The sequence below is a fragment of the Plantactinospora sp. CA-294935 genome (assembly GCF_050936445.1).
In the GTDB taxonomy this organism is placed as follows: domain Bacteria; phylum Actinomycetota; class Actinomycetes; order Mycobacteriales; family Micromonosporaceae; genus Plantactinospora.
Map to the genome: position 1 here is coordinate 1,425,414 of NZ_JBNJMU010000001.1, position 25,528 is coordinate 1,450,941.

The following is a 25,528-nucleotide window of genomic DNA, read 5'->3' on the forward strand; positions in this document are numbered from 1 at the left end:
CCGCCGCCTGCGCGGCGACGGCGGCGGTGTGGGTACTGCGTTCTCGGCGGCGCCGCGCCGCCGCGGGCTGACCCGGTGGGACGACCGGGTCAGGGCTGGACCGGCCGCCGGTCGGTTCCGGTGAGGGTCCGCACTACCGGCGGTACCGATGGAATCGAGGGGCCGGAGCTAGACCGGCAGCCGACCGGCCCCGGCGAGGGCCTGCACCACCAACGGGACGAGTGGAGCGGGCAGCACCGGCCCGGCCCGGAGCGTCGGCGTCCACCCGGCGTCGCCGCCCAGGTCGGGGTCGTGCTCGACGTTGTACGCGGCCAGCAGGCTCACCGGCCGGGCCGGCTTCCGGCCCTCGCGTACCCAGTTGCCCCGCTCGGTGATCGCCGTGCCGTCCCAGTCGTAGAGCAGGTCCGCCGCGGTGACGCCGGAGCCGAGCGTGAAGTGGTTGTTCTCGGCGTAGACCGCCGACTGCACGCCGACCCCGATCGCGTAGCTGAACCCGTCACCGGCGAGCCGGTAGGCGTTGTTGTAGATGTCGACCTGGCCGAACCGCACCCGGGGCAGCCGCTGCATCGTGCCGTCGAAGAGGTTGTGGTGCAGCGTGACGTTGAGCCGGCCGACGTCCGGGCCGACGGTGTTCGACGAGCCGATCAGCATCACCTTGTCCCGGGCGACGAACCGGTTGTACGAGGCGGTCACCCGGCTGGCGGTGTGCGTGACGTCGAGCGACCCGTCGTGCACCATGTACGGCCGTCCGAAATAGACCGGCAGCCCGCTGTCCGGGTTGGCGCCGTCGGTGAAGGTGTTGTGGTCGACCCAGACGTTCTCGCTGCGCCGTACCGACATCAGGTCGAACTGGGAGTTCCAGTTGCCGGCGTCCCCGTCCGTCGGCGACCACGCCGGGAAGCAGTCCCGGGCGTCGGCGAGGGTCAGGTTGCGCACGATCACGTTGTTGGCGGTGTCCACCATCAGGGTCAGCCCGGCGAGCGTGGCACCGCGCAGCCCGACGATGGTGGTGTTCGGCCCGACGTTGATCTGGGTCTGCCGGGTCTGGTACGCCACCGACCGGACCCGGGCCTGCTCCAGTGGCCCGGACGGCGCCACCCGCCCCCAGATCGCCGGGTCGTACGCGGCCAGGTAGGCGTCGAGCGAGTACTCGGGGTCGGCCAGGTCGGCGCAGCCGAGCAGCCGACCGTCGGCGGACTCGAAACCGTCGATCCTGCCATTGACATAGATGATCTTTGGAGTAGCGTTGCTCCTGTTGGTGGCGTTGTCGCCACCCAGTGCCTGTACCAGCTCGGTCCTGGTGCGGACCACGTGCACCTGGTCCGGGGTGGCCGCCGAGCCTCCGGTGGTGCCGGGGCCGGCGGCGGCCCAGCCGTCACCGGCCGGCAACGCCTGCCGGCCCAGCGAACGGGCCACCCACGACACTCCGTCCTTCCCGTGTGCGCCGGCCGTCGCGGGCGCCGCCAGCACGGCGCCGGAGACCACGAGAAGACTGCCGACCACGGCGGCGGTCAACCTGCTCGATCGCATCCCACTCTCCGCGTCTGTCTACCGTTTGCCGGATCTCGTAACGGCTACGAAATCCTCCTGTTATTGAACGGTAGGTATCAGCACTTAAAAGTGTCAATGCGTTCTGTTTGCAGGTATGTTGCACTGGATAGAGGCAATAACGATTAGCTCGGCGACCGTATGCCGAGTAGAGGGATATTCGGTCCGATTTCTATCGAACAGTTGTCCCCGAGATTTGCAGTCTGTCGTCCGTTGTCACGCAGGACTTCCGGCCGTCACGCATCGCCCGTCTCCCTATCCACCGCCACCCGGTGCGGCTTCACCGCCCACGGCACAGCCAGCTCCGACAGCAGCGCGCCCTCGGCCGCCGCCCGGCGCAGCACCGCGTTCACTCCCCGGATCGTCAACACCCGGTCCGGCCCCGCGCCGGTCGCCACCACCCGCTCCCCGCCGATCAGTTCCGGTTCCGGAGCGGACGAGATCGCCTGCACCAGGGCGGTGAACGCCGCCGTCCGGGCAAGCGGCGCGATCAGCGGTACCCCGCCAGGGTCGGCCCGGTGCGCCAGCAGGTTCTCCAGCAGGTTCGCCCGGCCCGGTACCTCTTGCGGCCCCGGGTCACCGGGCAGCGTCAACCGGTCGGCGGTGTATTCCAGCACCGCCCGGCCAGCCGTGCCGTGCACGATCACCTCACCGGCGATGAAGTCCTCACCGGCGAGCGTCACCGCGGCCAGCACCGGCAGGCCACAGCCGAGGGTCGCCCGCAGCGCGGCGGTGTCGTCCACCTCGATCGGCCGGGTCCGGTAGCGCTCCAGCTCGACCTGCGCCGGCCAGTCCGGCGCGGCGCCGTCGACCGCGCCCAGCGGCGCGACCGCGCCGGCCGCCACCGCCGCCCCGGCCACCGCCAGGCACTGCATCACCGCGTGCGCCAGCGGATTGACGAGTACGCCGTCCAGCGCCGGCCGCCCGTCCAGGCTGCGCCGGCCGGCCCACGGAGCGCGGGCGTAGTAGCCGTCGGTGCGTTGCCAGGAGGCCACCGTGGAGATCCCGGTGACCCGGCCCAGCCGGCCGTCGGTGACCGCCGAGGTCAGCTCGTGCAGCGCCGTCGAGCCGAGCGCCTGGAAACCGATCTGGGCCACCCGGCCCGCCTCGGCCAGTGCGCCGGCCAGCGTGCGGTGCTCGGCCAGCGACAGCACCGGCGGCTTCTCCAGCAGCAGGTCCGCGCCGGCCCGGATCGCGTCCAGCGCGATCGGCAGGTGGGTGTGCGGCGGGGTGCAGATCACCACCACGTCCGGGCGTACCGCACCGAGCATCTCGCGATGGTCGGTGAAGATGCCCGTGCCGGGCGGGACCGGCGCGTCCGGCGCCGCCTCCACCGGGCGTACGTCGACCAGGGCGACCAGTTCCAGCTTCCCGGCGTCGTGCAGCGGGGCGATGATCCGGCGGTGCCACAGCCCGTGCCCGCTCGCCCCGACCAGCGCCACCCTCGGCGGTGCCCCGACTCCGGTCATGCCGCACCCGCCAGCGTCTTCTCCACCCCGTGCCGGTCCAGCGCGGTGAGCCACCCGACCACCAGGTCGCGTACCTCGTCGTCGGCGGCCAATTCCGCCGGGAAGACCTCGGTCAACCCGAACAGCGCCTCCACCGCGCCGGCCGGGGAGCGCCTTCCGGCGGCCAGGGCCGCCCGGATCCGGTCGGCGAGCGGGTCGTCCAGGGGCAGCGACGTACCGTCGTCGGCGTGGCCCTGGGCGAAGCGCATCCAGGCCGCCACGACCAGGGTCGCCCAGCGGGGCCGGGCCCCGGCCGCGCGCAGGTCCGCGATGGTGTGCAGCACCCGCTGCGGCAGCTTCTGCGAACCGTCCATGGCGATCTGGATGGTGCGGTGCCGGATCACCGGATTGGCGAACCGCTCCAGCACCTCCTCACCGTAGTCGACCACCGAGACGCCGTCCGGCGGGGTGAAGCTGGCGGCCACGTCCTCGGCGATCAGCCGGCGCAGCACCCCGGCCAGGTGCGGGATCTCCAGCGCCTCGGCGATGGTCTCCCGGCCGGCCAGCGCACCGAGGTACGCCGTTGCCGAGTGCACGCCGTTCAGCGCCCGCAGCTTGAGCCGCTCCCACGGGCCGGCGTCGTCGGTGAGCACCGCCCCGGCCCGCTCCCAGGCCGGTCGCCCGCCCGGGAACCGGTCCTCGATCACCCACTGCCGGTACGGCTCGGCCGCCACCGCCGCCAGGTCGCTCACCCCGAGCGCCGCCTGCGCGTCGGCCAGCGTCTGCGGGGTGCTCGCCGGCACGATCCGGTCCACCATGGTGCCGGGAAAGCTGACGTTTTCGCGCAGCCAGTCGGCGACCCGCTCGGACCGGCCGTCGGCGGCGTCGCCGACCACCTGGAGCGCCTGGCCGACCAGGCTGTGCAGCCGCTCCCCGTTCGACGGCAGGTTGTCGCAGCTCACCAGGGCGATCGGGCCGGCCTCGGCGACCGCCCGGGCCAGCAGGCCCCGGACCAGTAGGCCGGGCACGGTCTGCGGCGGCCGGTCGGTGGTCAGGTCGGCCAGTACCGCTTCGTCCGGGCGGAGCCGGCCGGTCGCCGGATCGAGCTGGTACGCCTTCTCCGTCACCGTCAGGGTGACCACCCGGATCGCCGGGTCGGCCAGCAGCGCGACGATCGCCGTCGGGTCACCGGCCGCGTGCCGGGCCCCGGCGAGCGCCCCGACCACCCGGGTCTGGTTGCCCGCCCCGGAGGTGCTGGTGACGCTGAACAGGCAGTCCTGGGCGGCGAGCTTGGTCACCATGTCGGTGCTGCGCGGTGCCACCCCGACGATGCCCCAGTCGCCGCCGGCCGCCGCGACCGCCTCCTCGGTGTAGACCGCCTGGTGGGCCCGGTGGAACGCGCCCAGCCCGAGGTGCACGATCCCGGCCGGTACGGCACCGGGCCGGACCAGCGGGCGGCTCGACGCCGGCAGCCGGCGCAGCACGCCGAGGCCCAGCCGCGACGCGCCGACGGTCACGCCCATACCGGGCCGTCCGGGAAGGAGTACTCGGCGATCGAGCCGGGCTTCATGGTCGAGCTGTAACCGGGCTGCTCCGGCAGGAGATAGCGGCCGCCACGGGTGCGTACCGGGTCGACGAAGTGCTCGTGCAGGTGGTCGACGTACTCGACCATCCGGCCGTCCAGCGAGGTGCCGACCCGCAGGTAGTCGAAGATCGCCAGGTGCTGGACGTACTCGCAGAGGCCGACGCCGCCGGCGTGCGGGCAGATCGGCACGCCGAACTTGGCCGCCATCAGCATCACCGAGAGCACCTCGTTGACCCCGCCGATCCGGCAGGCGTCGATCTGGCAGACCCGGATCGCCTCGGCCTGCATGAGTTGCTTGAAGATGACCCGGTTCGCCGCCACCTCACCGGTGGCGACCCGGCAGCGCCCGCCGGAGAGTCCGGTCACCGCCTCGGCGATCCGGGCGTGCCCCAGTACGTCGTCGGCGTGCGTCGGCTCCTCGATCCAGTACGGGTCGAACTCGACCAGCTTCGACATGTTGGCGATCGCCTCGTCGACGTCCCAGACCTGGTTGGCGTCCATCATCAGCAGCGCGTCCGGGCCGATCTCCTCACGGATGATCCGCGCCCGGCGTACGTCGTCGTCGACCGGGCCGCCGACCTTCATCTTCATCGCCCGCCACCCCTGGGCGTACGCCTGGCGGGTCAGCGCCCGGACCTTGTCGTCCGGATAGCCGAGCCAGCCGACCGAGGTGGTGTACGACGGGAACCCGTCCCGCGAAAGCTCCGCGAGCCGGTCCGCCAGGCCGACCTGTCCCTTGTCCAGGATGGCGGCGGCCTCGGCCGGGTTGATCGCGTCGATGATGTGGTGGAAGTCGACGTTGCGGACCAGTTCCTCGCTCGGCATCTCGGCGAGCAGCCGCCACAGCGGCTTACCCTCCAGCTTGGCCCGCAGGTCCCAGACCGCGTTGACCAGCGCGCCGGTCGCCATGTGGATGACGCCCTTCTCCGGCCCCAGCCAGCGCAACTGCACGTCGGCGCTGAGCGACCGCCAGAACGCCACCGGCTGGGCGACGATCTCGGCCATGGTCCGGCCGACCACATGGTGGGCCAGGGCCCGGATGGCGGCGCAGGTCAGCTCGTTGCCCCGGCCGTTGGTGAAGGTGAACCCGGCCCCGAAGGTCCCGTCCGGCGCGTCGGTGCGCAACTCGACGTAGCTGGCCGAGTAGTCGCCCCGGTTGATCGCGTCCGAGCCGTCCCCGGCCGCCGCCGTCGGAAACCGCACGTCGTGCACGTCGACGCCGGTGATGGTCACACTCACTTTTCGCTGCTCCCGAGCTTGAAGACCTTCTTGGGCAGGTGGTAGGCGAGGTCGACGATGGTCTCGGCCGCCTCGTCGGCCGGCAGCCGGTGCTCGGCGACGAGCCGGGCCAGGAAGCCGGCGTCGATCCGCCGGGCCACATCGTGGCGTACCGGGATCGAGCAGAACGCCCGGGTGTCGTCGACGAAGCCGGCGGTGTTGTAGAAGCCGGCGGTCTCGGTCACCGCCTCGCGGAACCGGCGCAGCACCTCGGGCGAGTCCAGGAACCACCAGGGCGCGCCGAGGTAGAGCGCCGCGTAGCCGCCGGCCAGCGGGGCCAGTTCCCGGGTGAAGGTGTACTCGTCCAGGGTGTAGACGACGACCCGCAGCCGGGGGTCGTTGCCGTACGCGTCCAGCAGCGGGGTGAGCGCGTGCAGGTACTCGGTGGCCTGCGGGATGTCGCCGCCGACGTCCCGGCCGTGCTTGGCGTAGAGCCAGCGGTTGTGGTTGCGCACCGAGCCCGGGTGTAGCTGCATCACCAGGCCGTCCTCTATGGACATCCGGGCGAACTCGACCAGCATGTGCGCCCGGAACGCCTCGGCGTCCTCCGGGGTGGCCTCGCCGCGCAGGCCGCGCTCGTAGAGGGCGGTCGCCTCGGCCTCGTCCAGGCGCAGGGTCAGCGCGGTCGGGTGGCCGTGGTCGGTGGAGGTGGCTCCGGCGGCGATGAACGCCTCGCGGCGCTTGCGCAGCGCGGCGAGGTAGCCGGGGTACCGGCCGGTGTCCTCGCCGGAGATCTCGCCGAGCCGGGCGACGTTGCCGGCCCAGCCGTCGAACTCCATGTCGACGACGTTGTCCGGCCGGAAGGTGGTGATCACCCGGCCGCCGGGCCCGCCCCAGCCGTCGGCGGCCAGCTTGGCGTGCCGGCCCAGCTCGTCCAGCGGCGACTCGGTGGTGGCCAGCACCTCGATGTTGAACCGCTCGAAGAGCGCCCGGGGCCGGAACTCCGGCTGGGCGAGCTGGGCCGCGATCGCGTCGTAGGTCTCGTCGGCGGTGCCCGGGGAGAGTCGGGCCTCGATCCCGAAAACGTTCCGGAAGGTCTCCTCCAGCCAGAGCCGGCTCGGAGTACCCCGGAACAGGTGCCAGTGCGCCGCGAACCGCCGCCAGATGGTCCGGCCGTCCGTCTCGACCGGCTCGCCGTCCACCGCCGGCACGCCCAGCTCGGCCGGGGTGACCCCCTGGCTGAGCAGCATCCGGGTCAGGTAGTGGTCCGGAACGATGATCAGCCGTGCCGGGTCCGGGAAGGCGACGTCGTCGGCGAGGATGCCCGGGTCGACGTGCCCGTGCGGGGAGATCAGCGGCCGGTCCCGGACCAGTGCGTACAGCTCGCGGGCGATCGCCCGCTGGCTGGGCTCGGACGGGAAGAGCAGGTCGGGCCGGTCGGACGGTGCGGACACGGGCTGGCTCCTTGCGATCAGGGGATGGTGAGCAGCTCGGCGACGCGGACCGGCTGCCCGGTTTCGAAGGATCGGTTCGCGGCCAGGCCGGTGAGCAGGGCGAGCGCGCCGTCCCGGGCGGTGGCCGCGCGGTCCATCGGGTCGGTGTGCCCGCCGAAGAGCACCGCGGTCATCCGGGCGTCCGCGCCGCCGTGTCCGGTGCGGGTGTAGCCGGAGACCGGTACCTCCCGGGGCTGCTCCCAGAACGGCCGCAGAGTGATCTTCGCCCAGCCCTCCTCCACGGCGGCCTGTACGCCGTGCAGCGCGGCACCCTTCAGCTCGCCGGCCGCCTGCGGGCTGACGAAGTCGCTCTCCACCACCTCGAGTTCGAGCCGACCCCGGCTGCCGTTGAACATCACCCGGTAACCCTCCCAGGGTGCGTACGCGGTCAGGTGGTAGGTCATGGTGGCACCGCTGTCGTACTGCGCCAGCACCGCCATGTCGTCCTCGATGGTCACTCCGGGCGCGAAGACGTTCTGGTCGCGGTGGTAGCCGTCCTCGACCTCCGCCTCCAGATAGAGCGCCCGCAGCCTCGGGTGGTCGGCCAGGTGCAGCGCGAACGGGTCGTCCGCGGCGGCCGCCGAGCCGTGCGCCCGGTCGTACGGGCGGGCGTAGCCGTGCCGCTTGCCGGCCACGTCGCCGTAGAAGAAGAGCCGGCCCGAGGCGTAGACCTGGACCGGCTTCGCGTCCAGCCACCAGTTGACCAGGTCGAAGTGGTGACTCGCCTTGTGCACCATCAGCCCGCCGGAGTTGGCCTTGTCCCGGTGCCAGCGCCGGAAGTAGTCGGCGCCGTGGCGTACGTCGAGCAGCCACTCGAAGTGGACCGAGCCGATCTCGCCGATTGCGCCCTCGGCGAGCACCTCCCGGACCTTCTCGTGCAATGGGTTGTAGCGATAGTTGAAGGCGACCGAAACTTTCCGGCCGGTTTCCGCAACAGTCCGCAGGATCCGCTCGCACCGGGGGACGTCGGTGGTCATCGGCTTCTCGGTGATCACGTCGCACCCGGCCCGCAGCGCGGCGACGATGTACTCGTCGTGCGTCCGGTCCACACTGGTCACCAGCACGACGTCGACCCGTTCCTTCTCCAGCATGGAGGAGAACTCGCTGGCCAGGTACGTCGGCACCGGGTCGAAGTCGAGTTCCGCGAGCCAGCCGTTGTGCGCGTTCATCCGGGCCGGATTGACATCGGCGAAGGCCACCAGCTCGGCCGTGTTCGGGTGGTCCAGCACCAGGGCTCGGACGAACATCTCCGCACGCGCGCCCGTACCGACCAGGGCGAAACGCTGCCTTCCCGGGGTTACCGACATCCCAGCTCGCCTCCGTTGGCTGCAAAGGTTTGCAGGAGAAGTAACCACGCATCCCGGGCGGCCGTCAACGGCCGGTAGCAAAGCTGCGGCCTATATCCGGATTTGTAACTATGGGAGTGCTCCCATAGCTGCGTACCGCAACAAAGCCGTAACCGATCCCCGTTGACACCTGAGCAACCGTTTGCATTAATTGGCCAACCAAGTGACGGCAGACACACCGGCAGCCACAGAGAGGACTCGCGTGCCAGCCACCATTCGAGACGTCGCGCGGGCCTCCGGGGTGCACATCTCCACCGTCTCGCGGACGTTCTCGGCCCCGCACCTGGTCAACCCGGAGACCCGGAACCGGGTGCTGGCCTGCGCCGAGCATCTCGGCTACCGGCCCAACCGGGCCGCCCGGGCACTGATCACCGGGCGCACCCACAACATCGGCCTGATCATCGCCGACATCGCCAACCCGTTCTTCCCGCCGCTGATCAAGGCGGCGGAGAGCCAGGCCCGGCAGCGCGATTACCACATCTTCATCGCCGACACCAACGAGGACCCGGCGGCCGAGGAAGACCTGGTGCACGCCCTGGCCAAGCAGGTCGACGGCGTACTGCTGTGCAGCCCACGGATGAGCAACAGCCTGATCGAGCAGCTCAGCCGCGAGGTGCCGCTGGTCGTGATCAACCGACAGGTCACCGGCCTACCAGCCGTGGTGATGGACGTCGGCCAGGGCGCCCGGCTCGCCGTCGAACACCTGACCGGGCTCGGGCACCGCGAGCTGGCCCTGCTCGGCGGGCCGCGCGGCTCGTGGACCAACCGGGAGATCCGCCGGGCGGCCACCGCCGCCGCCCGGGCCGCGGACGCCTCGCTGACCGTGCTCGGCCCCAACCCGCCCACCGAGGGCGGCGGCATCGCCATGGCCGAACAGGTCCGCCGGACCGGTGCCACCGCCGTGCTCGCCTACAACGACCTGATGGCGATCGGCCTGATGGAAGGGCTGGACTCGCTCGGGCTACGGGTGCCGCAGGACATCAGCGTCGTCGGCATCGACGACATCGCGCTGAGCCGGCTCACCCGGCCCAAATTGACGACGGTGGCCACGCCAACCGCGGCCGCCGGCCGGACGGCCGTCGACATGCTCCTGCAACACGACGGTTCCTCCTCCGCACGCGCCGGGCGCGGCGGCGGACGGACCAGCACCGCCGACGACCGTCGCACCACCGCACAGGTAAGCCTGCAGACCGAGTTGGTCATCCGCGACTCGACGGGCGTCGGTCCGGCGGCTTCGGCCGACCGGCCCGGAACGGCGGCAGCAGCCGACCGCCCGGGCGCGGCATCTCCTGCTCGCCCGGGCCCGCACGGCCATCCGGCCCCGGGCGGCGCGACCGCGGCCACCCCCGAAAGTGTCGCCTCCTAACGCCAAGGAGTGAGCGAAATGCACCCCGCCACACCCCCGACGGCAAACGCGCCCGCCGCGCCCAGCCACCGTACCCTGCACCGTCGAGACCTGCTCCGCCGCTTCACGGCCGCGATGGTCGCTCTGCCCCTCGTCCTCGGCGCCGCCGCCTGCGGCGACGACGAGCAGGAGCCGGGCGGCCCGGTCAGCATCGAGTTCTTCTGGTGGGGCGGCGAGGCCCGGGCCGAGATGACCCAGAAGGCACTCGACCTCTACAAGCAGAAGAACCCGAACGTCACCATCAACCCCGTCTGGCAGGCCTTCGACGGCTACTACGACAAGCTCGCCACCATCTCCGCCGGTGGTAACGCCCCGGACGTCTTCCAGATCGACGACAACGGCCTGGCGGAGTACGCGAGCCGCAACGTCACCCTCGACCTGACGCCGTACGTCAAGAACAACAAGATCGACCTCAGCAAGCACGCCGAAGGGCTGACCAAGTACGGCCAGCTCGACGGCAAGCAGGTGGCGGTCGCGACCGGCGAGAACACGCCGGCCATGATCTACGACAAGACCAAGATCAAGGAACTCGGCGTCAGCGAACCCCAGGAGGGCTGGAGCTACGAGCAGCTCTTCGACTGGGCCGCCCAGGTAACCACCAAGGGCGGTGGCAAGTACTGGGGCACCATGGACACCAGCTCCGACTACAAGGCGCTGTGGCTGTGGCTGCGGGCCCAGGGCAAGGAGTTCTACGACGGCAACAAGCTCGCGTTCACCGAGGCCGACCTCGCCTCCTGGTTCCGGCTCTGGCAGGGTGCCCGGGCCAAGAACGCGACCCCGCCGGCCGACGTCGTCCACGAGGCGGTCAACGGCAGCGTCGCCACCCAGCTCGTGGTGACGGGCAAGGCCGCCACCTCCTTCATGTGGTCGAACCAGCTCGGCGAGTTGCAGAAGGCCACCAAGAACGAGCTGGGCATGGTCGCCTACCCCGGCGACCCGAAGGGTCAGTGGGCGCGCGCCTCGCTGTACTGGGCGGGGTCGCGCAGCACCGAGCACCCGGAGGTGGTGGCCGACCTGATCAACTTCCTGGTCAACGACCCGGAGGTGGCAAAGATCTTCGGCGTCGACCGGGGCCTTCCGTCGAACATGGACACCCGTACGGCCATCGAGGCGACCCTGACCGATCCGGCGATGAAGGCGACCGTGGCCTTCGAGAACGGCCTGGCTCCCAAGTTCGGCCCGGCGCCCACGCCGCCGCCGAAGGGACACAGCGGGCTGCGCAACAAGCTGCGTGACATCGCGGAGAGCGTGACCTACGGTCGCGCCACCCCCGAAGACGCCGCGAAGCAGTTCTTCGCCGAGGCCCAAACGGCGCTCGCCGGCTGACCGCCCGACCAGGGGTGGGGAGCCGGGCAACGGTTCCCCACCCCGGCCGGAGCGTCGTTCGAGAGGAGAACCAACCCGTGGCTCTATCCACGGCGACCAAGCCGCGTCCCGACGACGCGGCGCCGGCCGGTACGCCGGGCCGGCGGACGCGGGCCAGTCGGCGGCGACACCGCGCCGAAGGGGTCGCCGGCTACGTCTTCCTTTCCCCGTGGCTGATCGGCCTGATGGCGATCACCGCCTTCCCCATGCTGTTCTCGCTCTATCTGAGCTTCACCAACTACGACGTGCTCTCCAGTTGGGAACTCGTCGAGTGGGTCGGGCTGGACAACTACCGGCGGATGTTCGGCGAGGACCCCGCGTTCTGGCACGCGGTGACGGTCACCCTGACGTACGCCCTGATAGCCGTGCCGCTCAAGCTCGCCGCCGCCCTGGGCGTCGCGCTGCTGCTCAACCGCGAGCGGCGTGGCGTCGGCCTGTTCCGCAGCCTGTTCTACCTGCCCTCGCTGCTGGGCGGAAGCGTCGCGCTGGCTCTGGTCTGGCGGGCCATGTTCGGCGGCGACGGCGCGTTCAACAGCTTCCTGGGACTCTTCGGAATCCAGGGCGAGGCCTGGGTGAACGACCCGACCTGGGCGCTCGAGACACTGATGGTCCTGGCCATCTGGCAGTTCGGCGCCCCGATGGTGATCTTCCTCGCCGGGCTGAAGCAGGTACCGACCGAACTCTACGAGGCCGCGTCGGTCGACGGCGCCGGCCGGGCCCGCCAGTTCTGGAACGTCACTCTGCCGATGCTCTCCCCGGTCATCTTCTTCAACCTGGTGCTGGAGACCATCAACGGATTCCAGGGCTTCACCTCGGCATACGTGATCAGCAACGGCACCGGCGGACCGGTCTACTCCACCCTGCTCTACACCCTGCACATCTACGACCAGGGCTTCGGAGAGTTCCGGATGGGTTACGCGTCGGCGCTCTCCTGGGTCTTTCTGCTGGCTATCGCGGTGATCACCGTGATCTTCTTCAGCACCGGCCGGTTCTGGGTGCACTACTCCGACGGAGACGACTGATGGCAGTCCAGGCAGTCCGGGCAACCCCGGCCACCGGCCGCCGCTCGCGCGGCGTCGTCCGGGTCCTTGCGCTCGTCGGGGTGCTCGCCTTCGTGCTCTATCCGCTGCTGTGGATGGTCGGCTCGTCGCTGAAGTCACCGACCGAGGTGGTCAGTAACCTCTCCGTCATCCCGCAGGAGGTGACCTGGGCCAACTATCCGGACGGCTGGAACTACATCAGAGACCTCAGCTTCGGCCGGTTCTTCCTCAACAGTACGGTGATCGCCCTGGCCACCGTGGTCGCCAACGCGGTCTCCTGCCTGGTGGCCGCGTACGCCTTCGCCCGGTTGCGATTCCGGCTGCGGAAGCTCTGGTTCACCGTCATGATCGGGACCCTGCTGCTCCCCAGCCACGTGCTGATCGTGCCGCAGTACGTGATGTTCAACTACTTCGGCTGGATCGACACCCCGCTGCCGCTGATCGTGCCGAAGCTACTCGCCACCGAGGCGTTCTTCGTCTTCCTGATGGTGCAGTTCATGCGCGGCATCCCGCGCGAGCTGGACGACGCCGCCAAGATCGACGGCTGTTCGCCGTACGGGGTGTTCCGGCACGTGATGCTACCGCTGAGCCGGCCGGCGCTGGTCACCACGGCGATCTTCTCCTTCATCTGGACCTGGAACGACTTCTTCACCCAGCTCGTCTACCTGCCGAGCCCGACCAGTTACACCGTGCCGATCGGGTTGCGGCTGTTCATCGACTCCAGCGGCCAGACGTCCCTCGGTCCCATGTTCGCGATGTCGGTACTGTCGCTGCTGCCGGTCTTCGTCTTCTTCCTGGCCTTCCAGCGCATGCTGGTACAGGGCATCAACACCAGCGGACTCAAGGGATGAGGCGTCGGGGATGCAGACTCGGAGGATGACCGAGCCACCCGCTCCGAACTGGCCGGAGCAGCCCGCCGCCGACACCCGACCGGACTGGCGGGACACCCTGCGCAACGCCACCGACCTGGCGCTGCTCGGCATCGTCATCACCGTCGCGGCGCTGCCGGTAGTCACCGCCGGTGCTGCGGTCGCCACCGGCAGCGCCGCACTGCACTCCTGGATCGAGACGGGGAGCTGGCCCGGGGTACGGCCGGTGCTGCGGGACTTCCGCCGCGCGGTACTGCCCGGCATCCTGCCCACCCTGCTCGGCGGGATCGCCGCCGCCGTACTCGCGGTGAACCTGCTGGCGCTGACCCGGGGCGTCGTACCGGGCGGCGCGGTGCTGGTCGTGGTGACCGCCGCGCTGGCGGTGGCGGCCGGCGGCTTCGCCGGGCTGACCGTGGTGCGCCTCGGCCAGCGGGGCGGCCAGGGCTGGCGGGACGCGCTCCGTGCGGCGGCGCAGACCGTGCGGGACCGCCCGGTGACCCTGCTCGGCACGGCCGGCACGGTCGCGCTGGCCACCCTGCTCTGCGTGCTGATCCTGCCGCCGCTGACCCCGATCCTGGTCGGCTACACCCTCTTCGGGCTGCACGCCACCACCCGTCGGCTGGCCGGCGCCCCGCCGTCCCCGGAGGACGCCGGATAGCCGGCTCCCGGCCCGGGCGTCAACCCGGTCCGCAACGCCACACGGCCGGCGGCCGGGCGCCACAAGTTCACGCCGTACGGCCCGCGCCCGGGACGACCGGTCAGGACTCCCCGTCGGCGGTGTGCCGGACCGGCGTGAACCGCACCGGAATCGCCCTCGGGGTACGCCCCCACGGTGAGGGGACCGCCTGCAACTCCTCGGCCGGGACCACCAGCCGTACTCCGGGGAGCAGGTGCAGTGCGGTCTCGACGGCGGTACGCACGATCAGCCGGGCCGGGATCTGCGCCGGGCAGGCGTGCGGGCCGGCGCCCCAGGAGAGGTGTGCCCGGTTGCCGACCTCCCGCCACGGCTCACCACTGGGGTGGATCCGTGGGTCGGCGTTCGCGGCGGTGAACCCGAGGATCATCGCGTCGCCGCGCCGGACAGGTTGCCCGGCGAGTTCGGTGTCCCGCAGCGCGTACCGGGCCGGCGCGTTCGTCATCGGCGGGTCCCGCCACAGCACCTCGTCGATCGCGTCGTCCACGCCGAGCCGGCCGCCCCGGAGCCGTCCGGCGAACCGCTCGTCGGTGAGCATCAGCCGCAGCGTCTGGGCGATGCAGCTCATGGTGTTCTCGTTCGCCGCCACCAGCAGCAGCACCATGGTGTCGTAGACCTCGGCGTCACCGCGCAGGTTCGGGTGCCCGGCCAGATAGCTGGTCAGGTCGCCCAACGGAGCCGCCCGGCGGGCCGCGACGACGTCGGCGAGGATCTTCATGACCTTCTCCCGGGCGGCCAGCGCGTCCGCGCCCCAGGCGAACATCGCGGCCAGGCCGGCCTGGAGTTCGTGGCTCTGCACGGCGTCCAGCCCGAACCGGTCCGCGACGGCCAGCACCGGGACGATCGCCGCGTAGTCGGCGACCAGGTCCGCCTCGCCCCGGCCGGCGAACGAACCGATCACGTCGGCGCAGAGCGCCGCGACCGCCCGGCGCATCGCGCGCTGGTCGATCTCGGCCATCCCACCGGCGATCGGGGCACGCAGCCGGCGGTGCCGCTCCCCGTTGACGAAGAAGGCGTTGTCGTAGGGCGACATCATCGGGCGCAGCAGCGAGTCCGCCGGCAGGCTGCCGTCGTGGTGGGCCGACCAGTCGTCCGGGTCGCAGGAGTAGACCTGCTCCTGCCGGGTGACCGTGAGGATCTCCTGGTAGCCCATGACCAGCCAGGCGTGCACGCCCGGCTCCAGCTCGACCGGGGCGACCGGGCCGTGCTCGGCCCGCAGCCGTGCGAAGACGTGCTGCGGGTCGGGGCAGGCGGTGGTGGCGACCAGCGGCACCAGTCCGGTCAGCTCGGCCAGCGGCTTGCGGACACCGGCGGGGCTCTCGATCGCGGGGGAGGTTGTCACGGGACCATTTCCTGGGAGACGGGGATCTTCGGAGTGGCGTCGTCCGGCGCGGTGGCCGTGACGTCGAGGGCGTGCTGGACCAGGCTCGTCAACGCGGCCAGCGCGGAGGCCCGGTCCCGGGCGTCGCAGTCCAGGATCGGCGTCCCCGGCAGCAGGTCCAGAGCGGTACGCAGCTCGTCGGCGGAGTGCGGCACCGTGTCCGGGAAGTGGTTGACCGCCACCACGAACGGCAACTCGGGGCCGATCTCCAACTGGTCGAAGACCTCGAAGCTGGCCTCCAGCCGCCCGGGCCGGGTGTCGACCAGCACCAGTACCCCGGCGGCGCCCTCGGCGAGCCCCTCCCACAGGTCCCAGAAGCGCCGCTGCCCGGGGGTGCCGAACAGGTACAGCGCCAGGCTCTGGTTGAGGGTGATCCGGCCGAAGTCCATCGCCACGGTGGTGGTGCGCTTGTCGCCCACCCCGGCCAGGTCGTCGACCCCCTCGCTGACCTGGGTGACGATCTCCTCGGTGCGCAGCGGGGTGATCTCGCTGACCGAGCCGATCAGGGTGGTCTTGCCGACCCCGAAGCTGCCGACCACCAGGATCTTCACCGACTTGGTCACGGTCCCGGGCAGGTAGCCGTCAGAGCGCGCGGAGACCATTCAGCACCTCTTGGAGTAGTTCCCGGGGAAGCTGCGCGGCGCGGGGGCTTCCGGCCCGCGCGGTCAGGTGGCCGGAGTCGACCAGGTCGCTCGCGAGTACGCGTACGACGCTCACCGGCAACTCCAGCCGGGCGGCGACCTCGACCAGGGAGAGCAGCCCCCGGCACATCGCCAGCAGGGCACGTTCCTGACGACCGGCCGAGATCGGCAGCGAGGGCGCCGGATCGGTCGCGATCAGCAGCGTGTCGACGCTGATCGTGTTGCGCGACGGGCGGGCCCGCCCCTTCGTGAGCACGTACGGCCGCAGCGCCGAGTCGCGGTATTCGCGGCTCCGGTCGTCAGGAGGGGTCATCCACGCTCCCTGGTCCGGTCTGTCATGTCCTGACCCCGCCGCCCCCGGTCATGCCCCGGCACCGTGCCGGGCCGTGGTGGCGAGGTTGCGTTCACCGATCTTGTTGACCTGAGACTGCATCTGGTGCGCGATGAGTGCCGGATCGACGGCCGGTTCGGTCACCACCGCCAGGTGCGAGCCGTCCCCGGCCCGCCGGACGAACAGGTATCCGCCGTCGAAGTCGATCATCAGCGAACGGAGGGACCGTCCGCCGGACCCGAACTCCCGGCCCACGCTCCGGCCGAGCGACTGCAACCCGGAACAGGCGGCGGCGAGCCGGTCGGCGACGTCCTGCTCGGTGTGCTCGGACCGGACCATCGCCAGTCCGTCGGCGGAGAGCACCACGGCGTGCCGGACGTACGGCACCGAGACCACCTCGGCCAGCATCCAGTTCTGGTCTTGCTTCGCGCTCATCGTTCGTCATCCTTCGTGGTTGTCGGCGGTCAGCGAGAGCCTTCCGGGTCCGCCTGCGCACCGGTCCGGCCGCCGGAGATGAAGGCGCCCATCCAGGAGCCGGCCTGCTCCGGCGTCGGCTCCGCGGAGGCCGTCGCCGGTGCCGCCGGCTCGGGGGCGGCCGGGGTGGTCTCACCCCGGCGGGACCGCCGGCGGGGCAGCGTCGGGCCGGCCTCCGGATCGGCGGGTTCCACCTCGACCGGCCTCGGCCCCGGCTCCGGCTCCGGCCGCACGGCCGGCGGCTCTGTCAGCACCGGGGCCGGCGGGCGCATCACCACCGCCTCCGGCGGGTCCACCGTCTCCACGACCTTCGACGGGATCAGCACCACGGCCCGCAGCCCACCGTACGGGGACTCGCTCAGATCCGCCCGGAAACCGTGCCGGCGCACGTAGTGGCCGACGACGGCGAGCCCGGTCTGCGGGATCTCGCCCAGCTCGCCCAGCCCGACCGGGCGGCGCCCGGAGACCGTCTCCCGGGCCTGCGCCAGCCGGTGGTCGTCCATTCCGATGCCGCCGTCGTCGATCTCGATGACCGCACCGCGCTGCACCCGCCGCACCGTCACCGGGACGCTGGTGGCCGGCGGCGACGACTGGGTCGCGTTGGCCAGCAGCTCCGCCACCAGGTGGATGACCGGCTCCACCACCTCGGCGGCGACCGCCACGTCCTGGTCGCCGGAGACCTCGACCCGCTGGTACGCCAGGATCCGGGCCGAGGCGGCGCGTACCACGTCCACCATGGCCAGCGGCTCCTGCCACTGCTGCCCCGGCCACTCTCCACAGAGCACGGCGAGGCTCTGCGCGTGCCGGGCCTGCTGCGCGGCGGCGTGGTCGACCCGCATGCTGGACTCCACCACGTCCGGGTCGTGCTGGTGCCGTTCGGCCATCAGCGAGACCTGCTCCTGGATGGAGTGCGCCGCCGTCTGTACCCGGCGGGACAGCGCCACCACCGCCAGCCGCAACGACTCCTCGCGCTCGTCCGACCGCTTCAGCGCGCTGGTCGCCTCGGCGAGGATTCCGTCGATCAGGCCGGTCGTCCGGTCGCCCAGCATCGGATCGGGCCGGGCGGACGGCACCGGCGCCCCGGCCAGTACCGCCGGGAGCCGGACCCGGAGCAGGTGGTCGAGGGCGTTGTCCACCGCCGCCGACCGGGCCTCGGCCCGTTCCCGCCACTGCGTCTCGCGCTCCGCCAACTGCTGCTGGTAGCTGCGCACCTGCCGCTCGAACTCCCGCTCGCGCTCGTCGAGCGCCGCCCGGGCGGCCCGCTGCCGGCGCCGGAGTACCGCCAGCAGCGCCAGCGCCAGCCCGGCGGCCACCGCCGCGAGCGCGATGACCACCAACCCCGGCGGGTCGGTGCCGAGCACGGCGGCGACCACGGCCGCCGTACCCGCCAGGGCGGTGAGGAGGAAGGTGGCCGACCACACCGAGCGGCCCTCGGACAACGGACGACCTGACGGTCCAAGAGGTGTCATGTTCACCTTCGAGCGGAAGATCGGGCAGGACGGAGCCCCAAACCGCAGTTCAGGCACGTGGTGGATGAGGATCGTACCCGATCGGATCGCGATCACCGCCCCCCTGACTGGACAGTTGTCGCTCACCGGAAGCACCGGCCGTACGGTTGGAAAGGGTCAGTCCGCGCAGCTCGGGGCCGGCGGTCCGGGACGGGTCATCTCGGCCGGCAGCCGGGTCCGGTCGCTCAGCACGGCACAACTGATCTGCTCCGCGGTGACCTCGGTGGCGACCATGGTGGCGCCGTGCAGCAGGGCGCGGTTAAGGTTCGCCCCGATCAGTCGGGCGTCGGTCAGGTCTATGTCGACCAGGTTGGCACCGACCAGTCTGGTCCGGACAAGCTCCGCTCCGGGCGCGGTCACGTAGCCGAGGTACGCGTCGCTGAGGTTCGCCTCCGTCAGGTCGGCGGCGGCCAGGTTGGTGGCGTCGAGCCGGGCGCCGCGCAGGTCCGCGCCGACGAGCGTCGCACCGGTCAGCCCGGTGCCGTCCAGCGCGGCCCGGACCAGCAGGGCACCGGCCAGCGTAGCCCGGTCGAGCATCGCCAGGTTGATCCGCGCCTCGGTCAGATCCGCCCCGCGCAGCCGGGCTTCCCGCAGGCTGGACCGGTCGAGTACGGCACCGCGCAGGTCGGCGTCGGTGAGGTCGGCACGGTCGAGCCGGGCACCGGTCAGATCGGCCCCGTCGAGCCGGGCACCGGTCAGGAGTGCCCCGGTCAACCGCGCCTGCGCCAGCGACGCCCCGGTCAGCACCGCCCCGGTCAGGTCCAGCCGGTCACCCGGGAGGTCCCGGTCAGGGTCCCGGCGGCCGAGCACGGTCAACGCCGCCTGTACGTCCACCTCGGGCCGCCGGCCGGGATCGGCCTGCCGCCGGGCCGACCCGCCGGCAGTCCTCCCCGCGTCGGCCTGCGACTGTCGACGGACGAAGGTGGCGAGCACCGCGGTGACGGTGGGCTGCTCGGCCGGCGCGTCCCGGAGTACGCCCTCCAGTGCGTGCACGCCGCCGGCCCGTACCACCTCGGAGGGGGCGGCCAGCAGCTCGACGGCGGCGGTGAACCGCGCGGTGACCGGGTCGGACCCGGAGTCCGCCGCGCGGGCGGCCGTACGTAGTGCCGCACCGGCCAGCAGCGTGGCCACGGCGCTGAGCACCAGCGCGGGTACGCCGAGGAGCAGGACCGGCCGCCGCCGGCCGGGCTGGATATTCATGAACGTAGTTTGCCCGCCGACGCTCGCCCGGGCTACCCGGCGGTTTCCCGGACCCGCGATCACGTCCTACCCGACGGCCGTGCGGCGCGGGCGATCGCCGACCGGCACTGAGCGTGGCTTCCCGGACCCGCGATCACGTCCTACCCGACGGCTGCCGGCCGACGAGCCGGTCCCCGTGCTGCACAGCGCCACGCCTCGTCCGGCGGCCCACTCCGGGCTATCCGGCGGTGAAGCGGACGACGACGAACTCGGAGCGGGCGCCGCAGACGACGACGGAAGTGTTCCAGGAGCAGGAGGTCCCGATGACCTGCTTGAGCTGGCCGAGCTCGGTCAGCTCTCCGGACTCGGCGACCACCCCGGCGACGCTGGCGTCCTGGCTGTACGTGCCCGGTTGCTCGTCGAAGACCAGCAGGTTGCCGCCGTCGACCCGGACCGCGAACCCGTCCCGGCTCAGCTTCTCGTCGCCGTCGCCGGAGAAGAGTTTCGCCGCCGAATTGGTGGAACCGAGCCGGACCAGGGCATGCTCGCCGACCGGCAGCAGGCTCTGCGCCTGCGGCACCTTCTTTCGCCAGGCGGCGGGCTGGCCGGCGCCCCGGTCGGTCCGGACCGCCACCAGCTCGGTGGTCTCGGCGTCCGAGCCGGCGATCTCCAGCAGGCAGACCTGCTTGTCCCCGCAGGGCTCCAGAGCGGTCGGTCGGCGGCTCTTGTCCACCGCGTTGTAGATGCTGGTCGGCGTGGCCAGGGTCGCCAGGTCGTACCGGGCCAGGCCGTAGCCGTCGGTCTTCGGCGCGACGAAGAGTTGGCCCTCGTACGCCAGCACCTCGTCGTCGGTGTCGGCGGCGTCGGCCCGGGACTTCAGCACCCTGCCGTTCGTCACGTCGACGACCCGGATCGAGTCGTCCACACCGATCTGCACGAGTCGCGGCTCGTCGCCACGGTTGCGCGGTGGCGCGTCCCCGGTCGGGTCGGCCGCCCCGCCCACCTCCCCGGCGGTCCGCACCGGATAGACGACGGAGTCGCTGCTGTACTCGCCCTTCGGGTTCGGCAGGGTCCACTCCGGGCCGCTGCGCGCGTTGATCCCGATCAGCGCGTCGGCGATCTCGTCGAGCACCACGACGTACTCGTCGAAGAGGTAGAGCTTGTCGTCGCTGCCGACCTGCCGGCTCCACAGCTTCGCGCCGTTCGCCGGGTCGAAGGCGATCATGTCGCCCCGGGTACCGGTGCTGGTGACCTCCGGCTTGACCAGCAGCACGTCCGGCAGCGCCGTGATCCAGTCCCACCGCTCGGCGCCGGCCTCCGTGGTGATCCACCGATCGACCTGCGCCGACTCGGCGTCGAGCACCGCGATGTCCAGCCGCTGGTCGTTCCGCTGGTAGGCGGCGTACGCCCGCTCGCCGCCGGTGGCCGTGAAGAGCGCGGACGAGTTCTCCTCGCGGGTGGCGATCCGGTCGACCTCCTGGAACGCGGCGAAGTCGATGCCCGGATAGCGGTCGCGGGTCAGGTAGAGCAGGGTCGCGACGACCACACCGACCAGTGCGACCAGCGCCCCGGCGCCGATCCAGACCGCCCGGCGGCGTACCAGCCCGGCCAGCCCTGCCGGTGTGGTGCCGCCGGCCGGGCGTGCAGGTCCGGGCGGACGGCCCGGTCCGCCGGCTCCGAACGGCGCCGGACTGCCCGGCGGGACCGGCTGACCCGGCTGACCGGGATAGCTGCCCCCGGCCGGCGGATAGCCGCCGGCAGCCGCCTGGGCGGGTGGCGCGGCGACCGCCGCGGCCCCGACCTCGTACGCCCGGGTCTGTCCCGGTACCGCGCTGCCGGCGGCGGCCGGGCCGGTCGGCACCCCGGCACTGCCCCGGGCCGCCGGTACGGTCGTGACCGGGAGTTCGGCGAGCGCACCCTCCGCGACCGGCAATTCCGGCTGTTCGAGTACGGTCGGCGCGATGCCGAGTTCGGCGTGCAGCATCCGGGCCACCAGCGGGACCCGGGAGGAGCCGCCGACCAGGAACAGCCCGGCGAGCTGATCGGTGCCGAGCCGGCAGTCGGCGATCACCGACGCGGCCTCGTAGACACCCCGGCGCAGCAGCGGGGTGACCACGCTCTCCAACTCGTCCCGGGTCAGGTGCAGCGCCTGCTCGACGCCGGGCACCGGAACCGGTGCCGTCGCGGCCCGGGACAGCATCTCCTTGGCTCCGCGTACGTCGTCCCAGAGCTGCCGGCGACTGCGCCACTGGCTGGCCGTGACCGGCTGGCGCAGCTGCTCCCAGATCGGCCCGTGCGCGGTCCGGATCACCCCGCCCAGGTGCTCGACCAGCGCCGCGTCGAGGTCGAGCCCGCCGAGGTCGGCGACGCCGCCCGAGCCGACCACCACGAACCGGGCCCGGCCGCTCTCGTCGGTGCCCTCGTTGCGCACCACCGCGATGTCCAGGGTGCCGCCGCCGAAGTCGAAGACCGCCAGCGCGGACCGGACCGGCACCGGCCGGCGCAGCACGTCGGCGAAGTAGCGGGCGGCGGCGACCGGCTCGGGCACCAGCAGCGTGCCGGCAGGCCGGGTCGCCGCATCCGGGCCGGCCGGTACCGGCGGCCAGCCGGCCCGGGCGACGGCGGCGGCCAGGGTGTCCCGGCGGCGGGATCCCCAACTGGCCGGATAGCTGAGCACGGCCGGCGGCAGGAACCCGACCGCCTCCACCGCCGCGCCGGCCACCGCACCGAGCACGCCGGCCAGCAGGTCGACCGTGGCGATCTCGCGGTCTCCGAGGAGTACGGCCGGCTCGTCGACCCGCCGCTTCGGGTTCGGCTCGTAGCGGGAAGGGTCGGCCTGGGCCAGCCGCTGGGCGTCCCGCCCGACGTGTGCCCGCCCGTCCTGGTCGAGGAACACCCCGGACGGCAGGATCGGCTGCCCGTCGAAGAGCAGCGGTCTGGTCCGGCCGTCGGGCCAGCGCAGCACCGCCACGGTGTGCGAGGTCCCGAGGTCGACGCCGAGCCCGTAGCCTCCGTCCTGACCTGCCATGAACCGACTCCTCCGCAGGGCGAGGGGTTGCCCGGCCCTGCATGTTACGGGGCACCGCCCACCGCCGACCGGCACGTCTGCGGCCACCCTCCGTTCCGACCGGCGCCTATGCGACCACCCTCCGCCCGGGCCGGGCCGCCCGGGGCCGATCCGGCGCCCAGCACCGGGACGGGCGGTGGGCGCACGGGCGGGGCAGCTCGACAGCACGCGCGGACGGACGTCCCGGCCGCTCGCTCCCTATCGAGACGTCGGGCCGGACGACCGGGCGGCGGGTCAGGCAGCCACGTCGGTCACGCGGGTCAGGTAGCCAGGCGGGTCAGGCGGCCAGGCGGCGCCGGGAGACCTCGGCGAGCGCCACCGCCGCCGCCACGCTGGCGTTGAGCGACTCGACCTCGGAGACCATCGGGATGCTGACCCGCAGGTCACAGGTGGCACCCACCAGCCGGGACAGCCCGCGCCCCTCGGAGCCGACCACCACCACCAGCGGGCCGACCGCCGCCTCCAGGTCGTAGAGGTCGGTCTCGCCGTCGGCATCCAGCCCGACCACCAGGAACCCCTCCTGCTGGGCGAGCTTGAGCGCCCGGGTCAGGTTGGTCACCTGGCTGACCGGCACCCGGGCGGCCGCGCCGGCACTGGTCCGCCAGGCGGTCGCGGTGATGCCGGCGGCCCGCCGCTCGGGTACGAAGACGCCCTGCGCGCCGAAGGCCGCCGCCGAGCGGATCACCGCGCCGAGGTTGCGTGGGTCGGTGATGCCGTCCAGCGCGACCAGCAGCGGGGAGGGCTGCTCCAGCGCCACCGCGAGCATGTCCTCGTAGGGCTGGTAGGCGAACGGCGGCACCTGCACCCCGATGCCCTGGTGCAGCACTCCGCCGGTCATCCGGTCCAGCTCGGCCCGGCTGACCTCCAGGATCGCGATGCCCCGATCGGCGGCGGTCCGGACCGCCTCGTTCACCCGGTCGTCGATGTCGATGCCCTGCGCCACGTAGAGCGCGGTGGCCGGCACCTGCGACCGGAGCGCCTCCACCACCGGGTTACGCCCGACCAGCAGCTCGGCCGCCTCCCGTCCGGGCGCGGAGCGGCGACCCGGCGCGACCCGGGGACCGCCCGGACGCGGAGCCGGCTTGCCACCCGTACGCCCGGCGGTCGCCGCGCCCCGTCCGGCGCTGACCGACTTGCGGCCGCCCTTCTTCGTACCGGCGCCGCCGGCCCCCCAGGTCGTGTCCTTGCTCCCCGGTACGCCGACCTTCGGCGCCCGGCCCTCCTCGGCGGCGGCACGGCGCTCCTTGGCCTGCTTCCAGGCGGTGCGCTGCGGGAGCTGCTCGGTGCCGGAGTATCCCTTGTGCCAGGGGCGCTCGTCGGCGGGCAGGGTCTTGCCCCGGCCCTTGAGCGCACCCCGGTTCTTGCCGCCGGATCCCGTGGTGGCGCCCTTCTTGGCGCTGACCCGACGCCCTCTTCGTGCCGAATTTCCGGGCATCAGTCCTGTTCTCCGATCGTCCAACGCGGCCCGTGCGGGGTGTCCTCGACCACCACGCCCGCGTGTTTGAGCTGGTCCCGCACCGAGTCGGCGGCGGCCCAGTCCTTGCGGCTGCGGGCCTGTGCCCGCTGCTCCAGGGCCAGCGCCACCAGCGAGTCGACCACGGACCGCAGCTCTCCATCCTGCCCGTTCGTGCTCCAGGCCGCGTCGAGGGGGTCGAGTCCGAGCACGTCGAGCATCGCCCGGACCACGGCGAGCGCCGCCCGGGTCCCGGCGTCGTCCCCGCCGGCCAGTGCGATCTGGCCGTCCCGGACCGTGTCGTGCAGCACCGCGACCGCGGCCGAGGTGTTGAGGTCGTCGTCCAGGGCCGCGCCGAACTCGGCCGGCAGCTCGCCGAGCGTACCCGCGCCGACCCGTTCCACGGCCCGCCGCACGAAGCCCTCGACCCGGCGGTACGCCACCGCGGACTCGCGCAGCGACTCGTCCGAGTAGTCGATCCGGGACCGGTAGTGCGGGGCGACCAGGTAGTAGCGCAGCTCGACCGGGCGGATTCCGATCGAGGCGACGTGGTCGAGGTCGACCACGTTCCCCAGCGACTTGCTCATCTTGGCCTCGCCGAGGTTGAGCAGGCCGTGGTGCACCCAGTACCGGACGAAGGGCAGGCCGGCGGCGCGGGACTGGGCCTGCTCGTTCTCGTGGTGCGGAAAGGTCAGGTCGAGCCCGCCGCCGTGGATGTCGAACTCGGCGCCGAGATAGCGCCAGCACATCGCCGAGCACTCGATGTGCCAGCCGGGCCGGCCCGGCCCCCACGGCGACGGCCAGGCCGCGTCCGCCGGCTCCTCCGGCTTGACACCCTTCCAGAGCGCGAAGTCGTTGGCGTCCCGCTTGCCCCGTTCGGCGGCCTCCTCGGCGATCTGGGTCTGGGTCGCCTCCGGCCGCTGACCGGACAGGTCACCGTATTCCGGGTAGGACCGGACGTCGAAGTAGACGTCGCCGGAACCGTCGTCGGCGACGTAGGCGTGCCCGTCGGCGAGCAGCTTCTTGATCAACTCGTGCATCTCCGGGATGTGCCCGGTCGCCCTCGGCTCGTACGTCGGCGGCAGCACGTTGAGGCTGCGGTACGCCGCGCCGAGCAGCACCTCGTTGGCGTACGCGATCGACCAGAACGGGCGGCCCTGCTCGACCGCCTTGGTCAGGATCTTGTCGTCGACGTCGGTGATGTTGCGGATGAAGTTCACCTGGAAGCCGCTGCGCAGCAGCCAGCGCCGCAGCACGTCGTAGTTGACCCCACCCCTGAGGTGGCCGATGTGCGGCGGAGACTGGACGGTGAGGCCACACAGGTAGATCCCCACCCTGCCGGCGTGCATGGGGACGAAGTCCCGCACCGATCGGGCGGCGGTGTCGTACAGGCGTAGCGTCACCGTACAAGGGTACCGACCGATGTCTGTCCGGGCTCACCCCGCGACCACCCCCCGGCCCGGCCCCGGTCGTGCCCGCTCCC

The 25,528-nt window shown here is 72.2% G+C and carries 20 protein-coding genes; 5 read left to right on the forward strand and 15 right to left on the reverse strand.

What is annotated here, in order from left to right; all coding sequences use genetic code 11:
- Positions 1-168 precede the first annotated feature (168 nt).
- The 6 genes from ACQEVC_RS06465 to ACQEVC_RS06490 form a co-directional block, all read right to left on the reverse strand.
- Positions 169-1,530 carry a pectate lyase family protein gene (locus ACQEVC_RS06465; protein ID WP_432874173.1) on the reverse strand — a complete coding sequence of 454 codons (1,362 nt, stop codon included), beginning with the start codon at positions 1,528-1,530 and terminating at the stop codon, positions 169-171.
- Positions 1,531-1,784: 254 nt separating this feature from the next.
- A complete protein-coding gene (locus ACQEVC_RS06470; RefSeq protein ID WP_432874175.1) occupies positions 1,785-3,017 on the reverse strand; it encodes a Gfo/Idh/MocA family protein in 1,233 nt (410 codons plus the stop codon).
- Complete coding sequence (locus tag ACQEVC_RS06475) at positions 3,014-4,519, reverse strand: mannitol dehydrogenase family protein (RefSeq protein WP_432874177.1); 1,506 nt, start codon at positions 4,517-4,519, stop codon at positions 3,014-3,016. The genes ACQEVC_RS06470 and ACQEVC_RS06475 overlap by 4 nt, the downstream gene beginning before the upstream one ends.
- Entirely contained in the window at positions 4,510-5,820 is a 1,311-nt protein-coding gene (locus ACQEVC_RS06480; protein WP_432874179.1) for an enolase C-terminal domain-like protein, read from the reverse strand. The genes ACQEVC_RS06475 and ACQEVC_RS06480 overlap by 10 nt, the downstream gene beginning before the upstream one ends.
- Positions 5,817-7,253: a glucuronate isomerase gene (gene uxaC, locus ACQEVC_RS06485; RefSeq protein WP_432874180.1), complete on the reverse strand. Its 1,437-nt coding sequence runs from the start codon at positions 7,251-7,253 to the stop codon at positions 5,817-5,819. The genes ACQEVC_RS06480 and uxaC overlap by 4 nt, the downstream gene beginning before the upstream one ends.
- Positions 7,254-7,270: 17 nt before the next feature.
- Positions 7,271-8,599, reverse strand: a complete 1,329-nt coding sequence (locus tag ACQEVC_RS06490) for a Gfo/Idh/MocA family protein (protein ID WP_432874182.1) — start codon at positions 8,597-8,599, stop codon at positions 7,271-7,273.
- Between the two features lie 241 nt (positions 8,600-8,840).
- Here ACQEVC_RS06490 and ACQEVC_RS06495 point away from each other — a divergent pair, with 241 nt between their 5' ends.
- The 5 genes from ACQEVC_RS06495 to ACQEVC_RS06515 all read left to right on the forward strand — a co-directional run bounded on the left by ACQEVC_RS06495 (position 8,841) and on the right by ACQEVC_RS06515 (position 13,975).
- A complete protein-coding gene (locus ACQEVC_RS06495; RefSeq protein ID WP_318396764.1) occupies positions 8,841-10,004 on the forward strand; it encodes a LacI family DNA-binding transcriptional regulator in 1,164 nt (387 codons plus the stop codon).
- A gap of 18 nt (positions 10,005-10,022) precedes the next feature.
- Positions 10,023-11,369, forward strand: coding sequence for an ABC transporter substrate-binding protein (locus ACQEVC_RS06500; protein ID WP_432874184.1), 1,347 nt, complete (start codon positions 10,023-10,025; stop codon positions 11,367-11,369).
- Positions 11,370-11,446: 77 nt separating this feature from the next.
- Positions 11,447-12,430 (forward strand): carbohydrate ABC transporter permease, encoded by a 984-nt coding sequence (locus tag ACQEVC_RS06505; protein WP_432874185.1) that lies wholly within the window; start codon positions 11,447-11,449, stop codon positions 12,428-12,430.
- Entirely contained in the window at positions 12,430-13,299 is an 870-nt protein-coding gene (locus ACQEVC_RS06510; RefSeq protein ID WP_432874187.1) for a carbohydrate ABC transporter permease, read from the forward strand. Before ACQEVC_RS06505 ends, ACQEVC_RS06510 begins: the two co-directional genes overlap by 1 nt.
- 25 nt (positions 13,300-13,324) lie before the next feature.
- On the forward strand, positions 13,325-13,975 hold the full coding sequence (locus ACQEVC_RS06515; protein ID WP_432874189.1) for a hypothetical protein: 651 nt from the start codon (positions 13,325-13,327) through the stop codon (positions 13,973-13,975).
- Positions 13,976-14,075: 100 nt separating this feature from the next.
- Here the strand turns inward: ACQEVC_RS06515 and ACQEVC_RS06520 are convergent, their stop codons facing one another.
- The 9 genes from ACQEVC_RS06520 to cysS all read right to left on the reverse strand — a co-directional run bounded on the left by ACQEVC_RS06520 (position 14,076) and on the right by cysS (position 25,448).
- On the reverse strand, positions 14,076-15,353 hold the full coding sequence (locus ACQEVC_RS06520) for a hypothetical protein (RefSeq protein WP_432874191.1): 1,278 nt from the start codon (positions 15,351-15,353) through the stop codon (positions 14,076-14,078).
- Entirely contained in the window at positions 15,350-15,994 is a 645-nt protein-coding gene (locus tag ACQEVC_RS06525) for a GTP-binding protein (protein ID WP_432874192.1), read from the reverse strand. Before ACQEVC_RS06525 ends, ACQEVC_RS06520 begins: the two co-directional genes overlap by 4 nt.
- Positions 15,975-16,346: a DUF742 domain-containing protein gene (locus ACQEVC_RS06530; protein WP_432874193.1), complete on the reverse strand. Its 372-nt coding sequence runs from the start codon at positions 16,344-16,346 to the stop codon at positions 15,975-15,977. The genes ACQEVC_RS06525 and ACQEVC_RS06530 overlap by 20 nt, the downstream gene beginning before the upstream one ends.
- Positions 16,347-16,394: 48 nt before the next feature.
- Positions 16,395-16,799 carry a roadblock/LC7 domain-containing protein gene (locus tag ACQEVC_RS06535; protein ID WP_318396771.1) on the reverse strand — a complete coding sequence of 135 codons (405 nt, stop codon included), beginning with the start codon at positions 16,797-16,799 and terminating at the stop codon, positions 16,395-16,397.
- Between the two features lie 29 nt (positions 16,800-16,828).
- Positions 16,829-18,277: an ATP-binding protein gene (locus tag ACQEVC_RS06540; protein ID WP_432874195.1), complete on the reverse strand. Its 1,449-nt coding sequence runs from the start codon at positions 18,275-18,277 to the stop codon at positions 16,829-16,831.
- A 186-nt stretch (positions 18,278-18,463) separates the two neighbouring features.
- Complete coding sequence (locus ACQEVC_RS06545) at positions 18,464-19,546, reverse strand: pentapeptide repeat-containing protein (protein WP_432874197.1); 1,083 nt, start codon at positions 19,544-19,546, stop codon at positions 18,464-18,466.
- A gap of 217 nt (positions 19,547-19,763) precedes the next feature.
- The gene (locus ACQEVC_RS06550; protein ID WP_432874199.1) at positions 19,764-22,553 is read right to left on the reverse strand and encodes an Hsp70 family protein; all 2,790 of its coding nucleotides are present in this window, start codon (positions 22,551-22,553) and stop codon (positions 19,764-19,766) included.
- 316 nt (positions 22,554-22,869) lie between these two features.
- Positions 22,870-24,027, reverse strand: coding sequence for a 23S rRNA (guanosine(2251)-2'-O)-methyltransferase RlmB (gene rlmB, locus ACQEVC_RS06555; RefSeq protein ID WP_432874200.1), 1,158 nt, complete (start codon positions 24,025-24,027; stop codon positions 22,870-22,872).
- Positions 24,027-25,448, reverse strand: coding sequence for a cysteine--tRNA ligase (cysS, locus tag ACQEVC_RS06560; protein ID WP_432874202.1), 1,422 nt, complete (start codon positions 25,446-25,448; stop codon positions 24,027-24,029). The genes rlmB and cysS overlap by 1 nt, the downstream gene beginning before the upstream one ends.
- Positions 25,449-25,528: the final 80 nt, after the last annotated feature.